This window comes from Meiothermus rufus DSM 22234 (assembly GCF_000423425.1).
Taxonomy (GTDB): Bacteria; Deinococcota; Deinococci; order Deinococcales; family Thermaceae; genus Meiothermus; species Meiothermus rufus.
On record NZ_AUHY01000067.1, the window covers coordinates 1 to 14336 of the forward strand.

General features: G+C 62.2%; 16 protein-coding genes. 8 read left to right on the plus strand and 8 right to left on the minus strand.

Going from position 1 to position 14336, the window contains the following annotated elements; genetic code table 11:
- The coding region (locus G552_RS15350; RefSeq protein WP_169447873.1) for a helix-turn-helix domain-containing protein at positions 1–231 on the minus strand (231 nt) is incomplete at its 3' end.
- A 290-nt stretch (positions 232–521) separates the two neighbouring features.
- Here G552_RS15350 and G552_RS0111410 point away from each other — a divergent pair.
- The 7 genes from G552_RS0111410 to G552_RS0111440 all read left to right on the plus strand — a co-directional run bounded on the left by G552_RS0111410 (position 522) and on the right by G552_RS0111440 (position 7789).
- Entirely contained in the window at positions 522–1289 is a 768-nt protein-coding gene (locus tag G552_RS0111410) for an ABC transporter ATP-binding protein (protein WP_027883156.1), read from the plus strand.
- A gap of 17 nt (positions 1290–1306) precedes the next feature.
- Positions 1307–3247 (plus strand): long-chain fatty acid--CoA ligase, encoded by a 1941-nt coding sequence (locus tag G552_RS0111415; protein ID WP_027883157.1) that lies wholly within the window; start codon positions 1307–1309, stop codon positions 3245–3247.
- 9 nt (positions 3248–3256) lie between these two features.
- Positions 3257–4165 carry a branched-chain amino acid ABC transporter permease gene (locus tag G552_RS0111420; protein WP_027883158.1) on the plus strand — a complete coding sequence of 303 codons (909 nt, stop codon included), beginning with the start codon at positions 3257–3259 and terminating at the stop codon, positions 4163–4165.
- Positions 4166–4192: 27 nt separating this feature from the next.
- Positions 4193–5269, plus strand: coding sequence for a branched-chain amino acid ABC transporter permease (locus tag G552_RS0111425; RefSeq protein WP_027883159.1), 1077 nt, complete (start codon positions 4193–4195; stop codon positions 5267–5269).
- A gap of 59 nt (positions 5270–5328) precedes the next feature.
- Positions 5329–6537 carry an ABC transporter substrate-binding protein gene (locus G552_RS0111430; protein ID WP_027883160.1) on the plus strand — a complete coding sequence of 403 codons (1209 nt, stop codon included), beginning with the start codon at positions 5329–5331 and terminating at the stop codon, positions 6535–6537.
- A gap of 62 nt (positions 6538–6599) precedes the next feature.
- Positions 6600–7418, plus strand: a complete 819-nt coding sequence (locus G552_RS0111435) for an ABC transporter ATP-binding protein (RefSeq protein ID WP_027883161.1) — start codon at positions 6600–6602, stop codon at positions 7416–7418.
- A 44-nt stretch (positions 7419–7462) separates the two neighbouring features.
- Positions 7463–7789, plus strand: a complete 327-nt coding sequence (locus G552_RS0111440) for a metal-sulfur cluster assembly factor (RefSeq protein WP_027883162.1) — start codon at positions 7463–7465, stop codon at positions 7787–7789.
- Here G552_RS0111440 and G552_RS0111445 read toward each other — a convergent pair.
- The 7 genes from G552_RS0111445 to G552_RS0111475 form a co-directional block, all read right to left on the minus strand.
- Complete coding sequence (locus G552_RS0111445; RefSeq protein WP_027883163.1) at positions 7786–8178, minus strand: DUF3197 domain-containing protein; 393 nt, start codon at positions 8176–8178, stop codon at positions 7786–7788. The genes G552_RS0111440 and G552_RS0111445 overlap by 4 nt on opposite strands.
- 19 nt (positions 8179–8197) lie before the next feature.
- Entirely contained in the window at positions 8198–9640 is a 1443-nt protein-coding gene (locus tag G552_RS0111450; RefSeq protein ID WP_027883164.1) for an NAD-dependent succinate-semialdehyde dehydrogenase, read from the minus strand.
- Positions 9641–9660: 20 nt separating this feature from the next.
- Positions 9661–11028, minus strand: a complete 1368-nt coding sequence (locus G552_RS0111455) for an NAD(P)/FAD-dependent oxidoreductase (protein ID WP_027883165.1) — start codon at positions 11026–11028, stop codon at positions 9661–9663.
- A gap of 69 nt (positions 11029–11097) precedes the next feature.
- Positions 11098–12636, minus strand: a complete 1539-nt coding sequence (locus tag G552_RS0111460) for an amidohydrolase (RefSeq protein ID WP_027883166.1) — start codon at positions 12634–12636, stop codon at positions 11098–11100.
- A 165-nt stretch (positions 12637–12801) separates the two neighbouring features.
- Entirely contained in the window at positions 12802–13230 is a 429-nt protein-coding gene (locus G552_RS0111465) for a type II toxin-antitoxin system VapC family toxin (protein ID WP_027883167.1), read from the minus strand.
- Positions 13231–13236: 6 nt separating this feature from the next.
- Positions 13237–13479, minus strand: a complete 243-nt coding sequence (locus G552_RS0111470) for a FitA-like ribbon-helix-helix domain-containing protein (protein ID WP_027883168.1) — start codon at positions 13477–13479, stop codon at positions 13237–13239.
- Between the two features lie 212 nt (positions 13480–13691).
- Positions 13692–13970 carry a hypothetical protein gene (locus tag G552_RS0111475; protein ID WP_027883169.1) on the minus strand — a complete coding sequence of 93 codons (279 nt, stop codon included), beginning with the start codon at positions 13968–13970 and terminating at the stop codon, positions 13692–13694.
- 42 nt (positions 13971–14012) lie between these two features.
- On the opposite strand from G552_RS0111475, the gene G552_RS0111480 reads away from it, so the two are divergent.
- Positions 14013–14336 (plus strand): IS5 family transposase (locus G552_RS0111480; RefSeq protein ID WP_027883170.1); only part of this gene is annotated, 324 nt, incomplete at its 3' end.

Genomic DNA, 14336 nt, shown 5'->3' on the forward strand with positions numbered 1-14336 from the left:
GGCCAGGCCCTTTTCTTTTAGGGCTTTTTTCCAGCGGTGGTAGGTGGCCCGGCTGATCCCCACCAGGTCCTGGATCTCCTTCCAGCTCTTTTTACTTTCACGCAGGGCTTTGACCAGTCGGAGCTTGCGCAGACGTTCCTTGACCTCTGGGTCGCCTGCTTTGGCCTCGGCCAGCCTCTGTGCTTGTCTAGCGCCTTGCCATATCTCTCGGCCAACGGTGGTAAACTGCACCTGGGGAACCTCCTTTCTTGGTTGGTTCCCCTCTTTTTATCCCAGCTTAGAGTCTCACATGTGTTTGTCCGGGTTCAGCCGGTATGCCGCGTTGGCCAGGTTTTTGGGTGCTAAAATATGCCTGACAAAAAAATGGGATTTTGTGCAATAGCTGCAATATAACGTTTTTTTGCACAAAAAGCCGCAAAGCGTTGACATGCCGAAGAGGCCTGGATATACTTTGCCCCAACCAAACGCTCGTTTGTTTGTGACTGCTAGCCAATAGAAGGGCATACATCAGAGGAGGGCCGGTGCAGCTCAAGGTAGAACAGGTCACGCTCAGCTTTGGCGGGGTAAAGGCGCTCAGCGAGGTTTCCCTCGAAGTCGCCCAAGGCGAGCTGGTCTCGGTGATCGGTCCCAACGGGGCAGGCAAGACCAGCCTCTTGAACTGCATCTCGGGCTTCTACCACCCCAGCGCGGGCCGGATCATCTTCGAGGGCCACGACCTGACCCACGCCTCGCCCCACCAGGTAACCCAGTACGGCATTGCCCGGGCCTTCCAAAACATCGAGCTTTTCACCGGCATGACCGTGCTGGAAAACCTACTGATGGCCCGCCATACCTTTGGCCATTACAACCTCCTAGATAACATCCTGATCTATGGCCGGGCCATGCGGGTAGGGGTGGGGAACCGCCGCTTTTGCGAGGAGATCATCGACTTCATGGAGCTCGAGCCCTATCGCAAAGCCCTGGTGGGCGACCTGCCCTACGGGGTGCGCAAGCGGGTAGAAGTAGCCCGGGCCCTGGCCCTTTCCCCCAAGCTGCTCCTACTGGACGAACCTATGGCCGGCATGACCCTAGAGGAAAAAGAAGACATGGTGCGTTTCATCCTCGACATCCGGGCCGAGCGGGGCACCACCGTGGTTCTCATTGAACATGACCTGGGGGTGGTGATGGACATCTCCGACCGGGTCTATGTGCTGGACTTCGGCCAGGTTATCGCCTCCGGTCTGCCCGAGGAGGTTAGCCAAAACCCCCGGGTGCAAGAAGCCTACGTGGGCGTGGATCATGTGGCCTAATGTGGGAGGAAGCGGGTATGATCCCCACTGGCTATGAGCTGAAAAAGTACACCCTGCCGCAGGTGCTCAAGCTGCGGGCTGAGCGAATGCCGCGCCAGGTGGCCATTCGGCAAAAGGACTATGGCATCTGGAACGAGATTACCTTCGCTGACTACTACCGCCACGTGCGCGAGTTCGCGGCTGGGCTGTTGGCCTTGGGCTTCCAGCGGGGGGAGCGGCTGGCCATCATCGCCGACAACATCCCGGAGTGGCTCTACGCCGAGCTAGCTGCACAGGCCCTGGGGGGCATCTCGGTGGGCGTCTACCAGTCCTCCCTGCCCCCAGAGATTGCCTACGTGCTCTCCTATACCGGGGCCTCGTTTGTGCTGGCCGAAGACCAGGAGCAAGTAGATAAGCTTTTGGAAATCCGCAACGAGATTCCCAGCGTGCGCAAGGTCATCTACGAAGACCCCAGGGGCATGCGGGCTTACCGCGACGACCCCTGGATCATCGGCTTCGAGGAGGTAGAGAGGTTGGGGCGGGCCTACCTCGAGCAACACCCCCAGGCCATAGAGGCGTCCATTGCCCAGGGCCACCCCGAGGAGGTCTGCCACCTCTCGCTCACCTCCGGCACCACGGGCCGGCCTAAGGCGGCCATGTTGCGGCACCGCAATCTGCTGCACATGGGGGTGGCCTTGCAGGAAGTAGACCCCTTGAAGCCCACCGACGACTACCTCTCCTTTCTGCCCTTCGCCTGGATTGGCGAGCAGATGATGTCGGTGGGCATGGCCTTGGCGGGGGGTTTTGCCGTTAATATGCCCGAGTCGGTGGAAACCGCCATGGTCGACCTCAAAGAGATTGGCCCACATGTGATGTTCAGCCCGCCTAGGGTCTGGGAAGGTATCCAAAGCCAGGTCTGGGTGCGCATCTCCGAAACCTACGCCCTCAACCGTTGGGTGTACAACCAGATGCTCAAAATCGGCTACCGCGCCGCCGACTACCGCATGCGAGGCCGGCCCATGCCGCTGGGTCTGCGCGTAGCTTACTGGTTTGCCGACCAGATTATGTTCAAGCCGCTGCGCGACCAACTGGGCTTTTTGCGCCTGCGCCGGGCCTACACCGGGGGGGCCGCGCTGGGCCCGGATGTGTTCCGCTTCTACCACGCCATCGGGGTCAACCTCAAGCAAATTTACGGCCAGACCGAGATTATCGGCATCGCCTTTGTGCACCGCGATGGCGACGTGCGGGCCGATACGGTAGGGCTACCGATTCCAGGTGGCGAGGTCAAGATTAGCGAGCGAGGGGAAATCCTATGCCGGTCGGATGCGGTGGTGGCCGGCTACTGGCAAAATCCCGAGGCCACTGCTGAAACCTTTAAGGACGGTTGGCTGCACACCGGCGATGCCGGTTACCTCACAGAGGACGGCCACCTGGTGGTCATCGACCGGGTCTCGGACGTGATGCACACCAGTACTCAGCAGATGTTCAGCCCGCAGTTCATCGAGAACAAGCTCAAGTTCAGCCCCTACATCAAAGAGGCGGTGGTCTTCGGCGACCAAAAACCTTTTATCACCGCCTTCATCAACATAGACCCCCAGACCGTGGGCAAGTGGGCCGAGGACCGCAGGCTGGCCTATACCACCTACCTCGATCTTTCGCAGAAGCCCGAGGTGGCCGAGCTGGTGCGTGGCGAGGTGCGGGGCGTCAATGAAAGCCTACCTGAGGCTTTGCGCATCCGGCGCTTTGTACTGTTGTACAAGCTACTCGATGCCGACGATGACGAGCTGACCCGAACCGGCAAGGTGCGGCGCAAGTTCATCATGCAGCGCTACCAGCCGATCGTAGATGCGCTGTACAGCCAAAGCAATAGGGTACGGGTGGACACCGAGTTCAAATACCAAGACGGCAGCGTGCAAAAGGTATCGGTGGAGGTACGGGTGCTCGAGGCCGAGGGCCAACCCGAACCGGTGGGTGTATAGGGGGCGGTGGTGATCGACTTTATCCAAAACCTCATCTCGGGGATTGCCGTGGGCTGCATCTACGCCTTGGCGGCGCTGGGCTTTGTGCTGGTGTACAAGTCCAGCCGGGTCATCAACTTTTCCAACGGGCAGTTCATCGCCATCGGGGCCTTTGCGGCGTATGCCCTGACGGTCTGGGTGGGTCTGCCGGTGCTTTTGGCGGCCCTACTGGCCATGCTCCTGACCGCTGGGCTGGGGTTTCTAGTGGAGCGGGTTTTCCTGCGACGCATGGTGGGGCAGCCCATCATCTCGGTGATTATGGTGACCATCGGGCTGGCCAGCGTGCTGGACGGGCTGATGTACCTGACCCCTTTTGGCTCGGGCAACTTTACCTTTCCCCAGTTTTTGCCCCCCGGTGGGCTCGAGCTGGCCGGCATCAATATCTCCTATCCGCAGCTCATGGCAATTGGCTTTACTATGGTTTTCCTGCTCCTATTTGGCTGGTTCTTCCAGCGCTCGGTGCTGGGCATAGCCATGCGGGCCGTGGCCGACGACCAGATGGCCTCCATGAGCCTGGGGGTCTCGGTGCGGCGGGTGTTCGGCCTGGCCTGGGCGGTAGCCGGACTGACCGCCGCGGCAGCAGGCATCGTGGTGGGGACGGTTTCTGGCTTGAACCAGGACGGCCTAATTGCCATCGGCCTAGCGGTGTTTCCCGCGGTGATTTTAGGTGGGCTGGACTCGGTGCCGGGCGCTGTGGTGGGCGGTATCGTCATCGGGGTTTTGCAGTCCTTTTCCACCGCCTACCTCGACGGGGTCTTGGGCCAGATCGGGCTGGTGGGGGGAGGGTCGCAGTACGCGGTGCCCTTTGTGGTGCTGCTGGTCATGCTGTGGTTCAAACCGCACGGATTGTTCGGCACAGAGGAGATTGAGCGGGTATGAGCACGAGGGCAAAAACCGGAGGCACCTATGCGTAACCCCTGGGCCCAGACCGGCAACTACCGCACCTCCTACGAGCAGGACACCACCATCTTTGCCAACTACCGCGAGATTGTTTCGGTAGTACTCCTTCTGGTGGCCTTGTGCCTCCTGCCGCTATTTTTGGAGCGTTCGCAGGTGCTGGTGCTCAACTTCATCCTGATATATGCCATCGCGGTGTTGGGGCTCAACATCACCACCGGCTATGCCGGTCTGATCAGCGTAGGCCAGGCAGCCTTCATGGGGGTGGGGGCCTACACCGTAGCCCTGGCGGCGCCCAGCCTACCTTTCTGGTTGACCATCCCTTTGGGGGGCTTTGTGGCAGCCATAGCTGGCTTCATCGTGGGCATCCCCAGCCTGCGGGTTAAGCATCTCTACCTGGCGCTGGCCACGCTGGCCTTTCAGGAGATTTTTGTCTGGGTGGTGGGGCGCAGCCCAGCCCTGGCCCAGGGTGCAGCCATTCCGGTGGAGATGCGAAACTTCTTGGGCCTCGAGATCAGCTTTCGCAACCACAACTACTTCTGGTATTACATCATTTTGTTCGTGCTGGTGCTGATGGTCATAGCCTGGCGTAACCTTTTGCGGGGCAAGTATGGCCGGGCCCTGATTGCGGTGCGCGACAACGACCGGGCCGCTGATGCCATGGGCATGGACCCGGGCCGCACCAAGCTCTTTGCCTTCGCCCTAGGGGCCTTCTACGGGGGGGTGGCCGGAGGGCTGCTGGCCTACATGCAGCGAGCCGTGGTGGTGGAGGAGTTCACCCTAGCCCGTTCGGTCACGCTGCTGGCCATGGCCATTGTGGGCGGCCTGGGCACGGTGGTGGGCAGCCTACTGGGCCCAGCCTTCATGAAGTTTTTACAGATTTATGTGGAACGGCTATCCGAGTGGATGAAGGCCAACCCCTTCATCCAAAGCATCACTCCGGCGGGGGTAGATGTGGCCTCGGCCCTGCTGCCGCTTTCGTTTGGTCTGGTGATCGTGCTGTTTCTGGTCTTCGAGCCGCGCGGGCTTTACAACTGGTGGCGGCTCTTGCGAAGTTATTTTCGAACCTGGCCCTTCAAGTACTGAACAAGGCAACACCGCGTCAGGCGCGTTGCAATCGAGAGCGAGTGAGAACAGGAGGAGTCATGAAGCGAGGGTTTGTTTTAGCCATGATGGTTGCCCTGGGACTGGCCCTGGCCCAGGGGCGCACGGTAAACCTGCTGTGGTCGGGAGCCATCACCGGCCCAACCTCGGATGTAGGCGGGCCTTATGCTGCGGGCATTGAAGATTACTGCAAGTATGCCAACGAGCAGAAGCTGATTCCCAATGTCACTCTGAACTGCATCGTGCGGGACGACCAGTACCAGAACCCCAACACCCAGCGCATCCTCGAGGAGGCCTTAGACCGGGCCAAACCGGCCATCTACCTGGGCTACTCCACCGGGGCCATGCTGCAGCTTAAGCCGCTGATCAACGAGGTTAGGCTGCCCACCATTCCGGCCTCGGCCCACATCGGCCTGATCGAGCCACCCCACAACCAGTACATGTTCCTGCCGGTAAGCAGCTACTCTGAGCAATTCGTGGCCCTGCTGGAGTACATCAACCGCACCAAGAAAAACGCCCGGGTGGCCCTGGTGGTCAACCCCAGCCCCTTTGGCCGGGCGGTGGTGGACGTTTCGCGGCGGGCGGCTGCCCGTCTGGGCCAGACCATTGTGGACGTGCGGGAGGTAGGTGGGGGCAACCTAGACAACACCGCATTGCTACGCGCTTTGGATGCGGCTGGGGTGGAGTTCATCCTGCACCAGAACGTGGCCGGACCCGTGGCCAACATCCTCAAGGACGCCAAGCGGCTGGGCCTGGACAAAAAAATCAAGCAGTTAGGGGCCATCTACACTGGTGGCTCTGACCTGATCCGCCTGGCCGGCGATGCCGCTGAAGGCTACCTCTGGGCTAGCAGCTACTACACCTTGGACGAAAACGCCCCCGGCATCAACCTGCAAAAACAACTGGCCCAAAAGTACAACCGCAGTGCCGACATCCTCAACTCCACCAACTACACCGCCGGGATGCTGGCCGCGGCCATCGCCGTAGAAGCCATGAAACGGGCCGCCCAGCGCTTCAATGGCCGCATCGACAACGCAACGGTCTACCAAGCCCTCATCGGCATGAACGGCCCCAACGCCTTCAAGCCGGGCTTTGCTGTCTCGACCAAGGCGGGCATTGAAATCGACTTCACCCGCACCGAGCAAACCGGGGCCGAGGGTCTACGCATTCTGGAGGTCAAGGGAGGCAAGTTCGTTCCGGTGACCGAGCCCTTCACCTCGACCCTGTTCCGTCAGGTGAGGAACCCCTAAAACACCGAGGCCGGGAGCTGGCCTTGGCGAGGCTCTCGGCCTTTGGTTTTTAGCGAGGTGATATGCACCCCGAAGACCTAGGAAATATCCTGCTGGAAGTCAACAACATCGAGGTGGTCTACAAAGACATCATCCAGGTGTTGCGAGGGGTCTCGCTCAAGGTGCCCGAAGGGCAGATCACCGCCCTTCTGGGCCCCAATGGCGCGGGCAAGACCACCACCCTGCGGGCCATCTCGGGGCTCTTGGTGCCCGAAGACGGCAAGGTGGTCTCGGGCTCCATCCTGTACCGGGGGGAGAACATCGCCAACCAGCCACCGGAGCACATTGTGCTCAAGGGCATCGTGCAGGTGCCGGAGGGGCGGCGGGTGTTTAAGCACCTCACCGTGGAGGAAAACCTGCGGGTGGGCTCGATTACCCGGCACGATGGGGCCAAGGTGCGGGAAGACCTCGAGCGCATCTACCACTACTTCCCCAAGCTGGCCCTGATCAAGACCCGCCTGGCCGGCTACTGCTCGGGCGGAGAGCAGCAGATGCTGGCCATCGGGCGGGCCCTGCTGGCCAATCCCCGCCTACTGCTTTTAGACGAGCCCAGCCTGGGCCTGGCCCCTTTGCTGGTGCGGGAGATTTTCGACATCGTGGCCCAGATCAACGCTGAGGAAGGGGTCACGGTGCTGGTGGTGGAGCAAAACGCCCGGGTAGCCCTCTCGGTAGCCCACTACGGCTACATCATGGAATCCGGGCGAATTGTCCTGGAAGGCACCCGGGAGTACCTCGAGGCCAACCCCGACGTGAAGGAGTTTTATCTGGGGGTAGCCAAGTCGGGAGGGCGCAAGAGCTTCAAGGAGGTCAAAAGCTACCGCCGCCGCAAACGCTTCATGTAATCCCAGGCAGCTTGTGCTGGCTCTAACCCAGGTAGCATGGGGCTATGAGCGAGACGCTGCCCACCAAAGAACAGGTTTTAGAAGCCCTCAAGGTTGTGCGCGACCCCGAGATTCCGGTGAACGTGGTGGATTTGGGGCTGGTCTACGACGCCGAGGTTAAGGAGGACGGCCTGGTGGAGATCACCATGACCCTAACCTCTATCGGCTGCCCTGCTCAGGACATCGTCAAGGCCGACGCCGAGATTGCGGTTATGCGCCTGCCGGGGGTCAACGCGGTGAATGTGGAGTTCGTCTGGACACCCCCCTGGACACCGGCCCGCATGACCGAGGAGGGCAAGCGCCAGATGCGAATGTTCGGTTTCAACGTCTAAGGCTGCAAGTAGAGGGCAGGGTCGGCAGGGTTGGCCTTAGCGGCCAGGGCCTTTTGTATCTCTGCCTCCTCGAGGCCGAAGAGATTGGCGTACTCCGAAGGGGGCAGGATGGCCTCCTTAAACTGCTCCACCCCCTGCTGCACAAGCCAGCGGGTCAGGGTCTGCAACGCGGCATGGCCCTGGGGGCCAAAGCGGGGGCCAAAGGCGTCCAGGCTTAGCACCCGCCGCCGCCCGTCCTGCACGTAGATGGCGTAGCGGGCCTGGGCCCGCTGATCCTGCCAGTCGGTGATGTAGGTGGCGCTGGCCTGGGGAAACTGGATGCCCTTCAAGGCTTCCTGCAGCGCCGCTAACGTCTCGTTGGGTGCGCCGCGAAGGCCCACGATTTTCATGGGGCTCATTTTAGCGCCCTCAGGGCAAGACAAAGGAGATGAGCTTGGTCTCGAGGAACTCCTCCATGCCCCAGTGCCCCCCTTCGCGGCCCAAACCCGAGCTTTTGTAGCCGCCGAAGGGTAGGTTGGCCCCCATGGCACTGGGCACCGGGTCGTTGACCCCCACGATACCATACTCCAGCGCCTCGGCCACCCGGAAGGCCCGGCCCAGATCCCGGGTCCAGAGGTAGGCAGCCAGACCGTACTCCGTGTCGTTGGCCCAGGCGATGACCTGTTCCTCGTCCTCAAAGGGCATCAGCGGGGCCACCGGCCCAAAGGTCTCCTCCTCCAGGATGCGCATGCCGGGCCGGATACCGGTGAGGACGGTAGGGGCGTAGAGTAGCCCACCCAACACCTTCCCCCCGGCCACCACCCGGGCCCCCTTGGCCAGGGCATCCTCCACGTGGGCGGTGACCTTTTCTAAGCCCTCCGGGCCTACCAGCGGCCCTATCTGGGTGCTAGGGTCGAGGGGGTCGCCCACCTTAAGCTGGCCCACCGCCTCGGCCAAAGCCTGGGCAAAATCGGCCTCGAGGCTGCGGTGCACATAGACCCGGTTGGCGCAAACACAGGTCTGGCCGGCGTTACGGTACTTGGACTGCAGGGTAAACTGCACCGCTTTATCCAGGTCGGCGTCCTCGAAGACGATCAGCGGCGCGTTGCCACCCAGCTCGAGGGATATCCGCTTCAGCGTCTCGGCCCCCTGCCGGTAGAGAATCCGGCCCACTGGGGTCGAGCCGGTGAAGGTAATCTTGCGGATGCGCATATCCTCCATCAAAACCCGGGAAACCGGCACCGGATCCAAAGCCGGGAGCACCTGCAAGGTTCCCGGAGGGCCACCAGCCTCCTCCCATAGCTTGGCCAGGTAGAGGGCGCACAACGGGCTTTGCTCCGCAGGCTTGACGATGACGGTGCAGCCCGCGGCCAGCGCCGGGGCAGCCTTGCGGGTAATCATGCTGGTAGGGAAGTTCCAAGGGGTGATGGCATACACCGGCCCCACCGGCTCGTAGACCGCCATCTGGCGCTTGTGGGGAAAACGCGAGTGAATCAGCTCGCCGTTCACCCGGGGGGCCTCCTCGGCGCACCACTCCACAAAGCTGGCCGCGTAGAGCACCTCCCCCTTAGCCTCGGTGATGGGCTTGCCCATCTCCAAAGCGGTGAGCCGCCCCAGCTCTTCTTGGTGAGCGACCAGCAGATCATTCCATCTGCGCAGGATTTTCCCCCGCTCAAATCCGGTACGTTTTTTCCATTCCCTAAAGGCAGCCACAGCAGCATCGGCGGCCATTTTTGCCTCGGCCTCGCCGCAGTCGGCCACCTCAGCCACAACCTCACCGCTGTAGGGGCTTTTCACCGTAAAGGTTCGCGCCGTAGCTTGCCAGCGGCCCCCGATATAGGCCTGGTTAGGAAAAGCAAAGTTTTGCACCATGCTTTTAGTTTACCCCAGGCTCATAGCTGGGCCGTCTCACCCCAGGCCGCAAGCCGCTGTTGGTAGGCTGGGTCCTGGTAGCGCCCCGGGACAAAAGCCGGGGCATAGGCTGGAAGGGGCCGGCCTAACACATGAGCGGCCAACAGCTCGCCCGCCGCACAGGCCGCCATCACCCCAAAGCCCGACAAAGCCCCCAGGATATAGGCCCCAGCCACCGGCAGCGGGCCGATGAGGGGGCGGTTCTCCGGGGTTTTGAGGTAGTAGCCCCCATCTACCCAGGCTCTGGGCAGCCGCGGAAAGTAGGCCCGAAGCTCCGGCAGCATACAGGACAGGGCGCGTAGGGTCAGCTCGGGGTAAAAGGGGTCGGGCGACAGCGGAAAGACCGGGGGGACAGGCTCGAGGCGGGGGTTGTAAAGCCCGATCAGGATAGGGCTATCGTAAGGCCCGTCAGGGCGGCAGTGGGCCCCGCCAGGCAGCTTTTGCAGCAACCAGCGCGTAGCGGCATCTTCGACTAACAGGGCTTGTTCCTCAGGGCTCCAAGGCAGCGCTACCTCATCCAGCCAGATCAGCATAGGGGCTTCCCGCGGTACCACCCCCAGAGCCTCGCTAAAACTGAGCTTGAGGTGCCGCTCGGCAAAAACGGGTAGCTCTAGCCCCAGCATCTGTCCGATTGCCCCTTGCAAGGGACCAGCAGCACTCACAAAAAGGGGAGTTTTTAGAGTCTGTAAGGCACCATCTGGACGCTGTACCACCACAGCGTGAATGGCCCCAGCCTGGGTCTCCAGGCCCACCACCTCACCCCGCCAAAGCCGCGCCCCCTGGGCCCGGGCCTCCTCCAACAGGTAGAGGCCGAGCTGCTGGGCGCTCAGCCAGCCCGCCCGGCGGACGTGCAACACGGCCTGGGTCTGGGGGTTTAGGTAGGGAAAAAGTGTGCGGATGAGCGCCGGATGCCGGATAAGGTCGGCCCCATCTGGCCCCGCCTCGAAGCCTTGGGGCAAGGAGGGGCGGTACGAAGCCATGTGGCTGTGTTCCCTGAGCGGCCCGGCCCCCTGCCGCTCGGCGGTCTGGGCGCTTTGCAGGAGGCGCTCGAGGCCGGCCTGTTCAGCCGTGGCGTAGAGGTAGCCCCGGCGGTTGAGCTGGATGCGGTTATGGCTGGCTTGGGCGATGGCCTCCAGCAACTCGATGCTGCGGTTCATGAAGGCAATCATCTGCCCATCGGGGCCAGGCCACCAGTTGCGGTAGGCCTCGGTGGACTTGTCCGAGGTAAGCGACAGCGGGTCGGCCCGCTCCACCAGTACCAGGTCTTGCAGGCCCATCCGGGTAAGGAAGTAGGCCGCTGCCACTCCGGCAATGCCGGCCCCGCAGATGACGGCCTCAGTCTGGAACATAGGTTGTATACAGTATACACTTTGGCGTGCGAAACGGAAGAAGGGGTTTCCCCCAAACCCAACCCGCCCTTACGCCCCCTCTCCCCCCACCACGGTCTGTCCTACCGAAAGGCTGTAGGGGTCGTCTAGGCTGCCTTGCAAAACCACCAGGTCGGCCCACTGGCCTACCGCCAAACTCCCCCTATTGCCCTGGTCCCCCTGGGCGATGGCCCCACCCACGGTGTAGGCCCAAAGGGCCTCTTCCAGGGTTAGCTGGTTGCCCGGGCATAAGGGCTCGGCCACGGCGGCCTGGATACCATCCAGCGGGGCCACCTGCCGCACCACCGGCCCGTCCGAGGAGAAGGCCACCGTCAGGCCGGCAGCGAACATGGCCCGCAGGTTGAAGCAGCGCCCGAACCACTCGTCGGGCACGTAGCGCTCGTAGTTGGATCTGAGCTCGCGCAAAAACACCGGCTGCGGCACGGCAATAACGCCCAGCGCTTTGGCTTTGGCCAGGTGTGCGGAGCCCGCCAGCCCAAAGTGCTCGAGGCGGTGGCGGGGGCCGGGTGAGTCCTGGTACAGCCGCTCATACACCGAGAGAACCTGATCCAGCGCCCGGTCGCCAATGGCGTGGGTGCCGATGCGAAAACCGGCCTGGTGGGCCTCCAGCGCCAGGGTAAAAAGCTCTTCCTCCTCGAAGCGCAAAATGCCGTACTGGGGAGGGTCTAAGGTTTTGTAGGGCTGGGAAATGGCCGCAGTGGCCCCGGAAAGGCCGCCATCGGCAAAAAACTTCACCGAGTCGCAGCGCAAATAGGGCGAAAGGTGTTTTTCCGGCAGGGGGTAGGTCTCGCGCCCCCCGTCCGGGCGGCGGATGTAGAGCAGGTTGACCCGGATGGGCAGCTCGCCGCGAAGGTCCAAAGCACGGTAGGCGGCGTAGAGCGGGGGGTCTACTGCGGGGTCGGTGGCGCTGGTGATGCCCAGCGAGCGCAGGTACTCGAGGCCGGCCTTCACCCACAGCTCGTACTGCGCCGGGGTAGGCTCGCCCATAGCCTGGAAGACCAGCCCGTAGGCGGTCTCGTAGAGCAGGCCCTGCGCGTAATCGATGGATCCGCCGGGAACCTGGGTGGTGGGGCCGATGCCCGCAAGCTGTAGGGCCTGGGAGTTGACCGCGTGGATGTGGGCGCAGGTGCGGGTGAGCAGCACCGGGTTGCGCGGGGCCAGTTTGTCCAGGGCGTCTTTGCTGGGGGGGGCTTTCTCGGCCAGCAAGGCCTCGTTCCAGCCGCGCCCCCACAGCCACTCGCCGGGTTTGAGGGTTTTGGCCCGCTCGGCCACTTTGCCGTAGAGTTCGGCCAACGAGGCCACACCGCGCAGGTCGAGCAGGGTGGTGCGCAGTTGCCCCACCTTCCAGACGTGAATGTGGGCATCGTTGAAGCCGGGCAGCAGGATGCGGCCCTCGAGGTTCACCCACCGGGTCAGGGGGGTGGCAAGGTTTTCCAGGTCGGAAAGCCGGCCCACCGCCACGATCTTTCCGTCCCTGACGAACAGGGCCTCCACGGGTTCCAGGCGGTAGACCGAGTGCTGAAGCCGGGGGTTGAGGATGACCCCGCCGAAGTAGAGGCTCGAGGGCATGGGGCTATTGTATGGGGGGAAGGGCTCAACGGCACCGAGCTAGCCCGCTTCTGGCTTTGCAAACTATCCCTTGCTTTTCGCACGGTCACACGCCCATTGGGATGACCCCAGGGCGCTTAGGCATTAGGCAGACTAGGTATGCGTTGGGCCAAGGCACTTGCGAACTCAGGCGCCGTCCATCCAGGGATTGACCAAGACCAGGCCCTTGATCCGTGCAAAGTCGGCGGTGTTGCGCGTGGCCAGCACCATGTTGTGCGCCAGGGCAATCGCCGCAATCTGGGCGTCCTCTACGCTGATGGGCCGCCCTGCTCGGATACGAAGCGAGACGATACGGGCATAGTGGCTAGCAGCGACCTCATCGAAGGGCAGGCAGCGGCCGGCAAAGTCCTCGTCGAACATGGCCTGGGCCGCCCGCGCCAGCGCCGCTTGTCGCTTGCCCCGCGGCATGAGGGCCAGCCCCAGCTCGATCTCGGCCCGGCTGATGGCGCTGATCCAGACCTCTTTCGCGGGCTGCCTATCCAGCCAGGAAACAACCTGCGCCGAAGGCTGCGGTCGCATGAACTCGGAGAGCACGTTGGTATCGAGAAGAACCACAATAGCTCATTCTGGTTGCGGAGGGGTGCGTGGTCTTTGCCGCTCGGGCAGCTTGAAGGCCTCATCGGCAACGCCGCGAAAACGCTCTAGCAGATGGCGGCCAAGCCTCGAGGGGTAGGAGGTACCCTGCAAGGCCGACCGCAGGATACGCCGCGCCTCCTCTTCCATCGAGACCCCGTGCTGCGCTGCACGAACCCGCAGCGCTTGCTTGGTGGATTCGTCAAGGTTGCGAATGGTCAGATTGGCCATACCCACCCCCTGGCAATGCTATCAATGCTAGCATTGTATGCATTGCTTCTCCCGCGGTCAAGCTGCCCTTGATGTGTCCGCTAACGGTCGGCGTGGGCCTGCCATGCGGCCCTCGAGGTTCACCCGACTTGAGGGTATGGAGCTATTGTATGGGGGGGAGGGCTCGAGTTGCGCTAACTTTGGTCGTCATTGCTTGCACGATTGAACCCGTCTTAGGTGCCCGGCCTTTGCTCCCATACCGTTTCTATGACTGTTCCAAAACGACTCTCGTCCCTTGGGTCTAAGAACTCGACAGCTATGACGTAGCCACCTCGTGTCACCGCTCGAACCCTAAGGCATTTGCCCTTCCATTCGTAGACAAGCCTTCCCCAATCCCAGTCGTCGTAGCCTGATGGTTCTCCGATGTACTTGAAGATGCTTTGCAGCGGAACACCGACGAAGTTTTCCGGATTTCTAAAGAAGCTCGCGAGCTTCTTGGCTGAGTCGTCCATTGCTAAGAAACTGTTGTAAAAGTCCGCAATACTGGAAGGGTGATGCCTACACGTAGATTTTACCCCAGCGACCTCTCGGACGCAGAGTGGGCCTTGCTGGAACCCTTGATCCCCGTCCCCAAGCCCGGCGGCCGACCCGCCAAGGTGCCCAGAAGGGAAATAGTGAACGCCATACTCTACGTCCTGGAAAACGGCATCAAGTGGCGGGCTATGCCCCATGACCTGCCCCACTGGTCCACGGTCTACCACTACTTCCGCAAGTGGCAAAAGGAAGGGGTCTGGGAGAAGGTAGCCCAGGCCCTGGTCCGGCGTGACCGGGAGCGAGAGGGACGGTATGCCCCCCCCAGTGCCTTGGTCATGGACAGC

Excerpts from the sequence above, each read along its gene's own strand:
- G552_RS0111415 (WP_027883157.1), top strand. The coding sequence starts at position 1,307 with ATGATCCCCACTGGCTATGAGCTGAAAAAGTACACCCTGCCGCAGGTG.
- G552_RS0111425 (WP_027883159.1), top strand. The coding sequence starts at position 4,193 with ATGCGTAACCCCTGGGCCCAGACCGGCAACTACCGCACCTCCTACGAG.
- G552_RS0111430 (WP_027883160.1), top strand. The coding sequence starts at position 5,329 with ATGAAGCGAGGGTTTGTTTTAGCCATGATGGTTGCCCTGGGACTGGCC.
- G552_RS0111435 (WP_027883161.1), top strand. The coding sequence starts at position 6,600 with ATGCACCCCGAAGACCTAGGAAATATCCTGCTGGAAGTCAACAACATC.
- G552_RS0111440 (WP_027883162.1), top strand. The coding sequence starts at position 7,463 with ATGAGCGAGACGCTGCCCACCAAAGAACAGGTTTTAGAAGCCCTCAAG.
- G552_RS0111445 (WP_027883163.1), bottom strand. The coding sequence starts at position 8,178 with ATGAAAATCGTGGGCCTTCGCGGCGCACCCAACGAGACGTTAGCGGCG.
- G552_RS0111450 (WP_027883164.1), bottom strand. The coding sequence starts at position 9,640 with ATGGTGCAAAACTTTGCTTTTCCTAACCAGGCCTATATCGGGGGCCGC.
- G552_RS0111455 (WP_027883165.1), bottom strand. The coding sequence starts at position 11,028 with ATGTTCCAGACTGAGGCCGTCATCTGCGGGGCCGGCATTGCCGGAGTG.
- G552_RS0111460 (WP_027883166.1), bottom strand. The coding sequence starts at position 12,636 with ATGCCCTCGAGCCTCTACTTCGGCGGGGTCATCCTCAACCCCCGGCTT.
- G552_RS0111470 (WP_027883168.1), bottom strand. The coding sequence starts at position 13,479 with ATGGCCAATCTGACCATTCGCAACCTTGACGAATCCACCAAGCAAGCG.
- G552_RS0111475 (WP_027883169.1), bottom strand. The coding sequence starts at position 13,970 with ATGGACGACTCAGCCAAGAAGCTCGCGAGCTTCTTTAGAAATCCGGAA.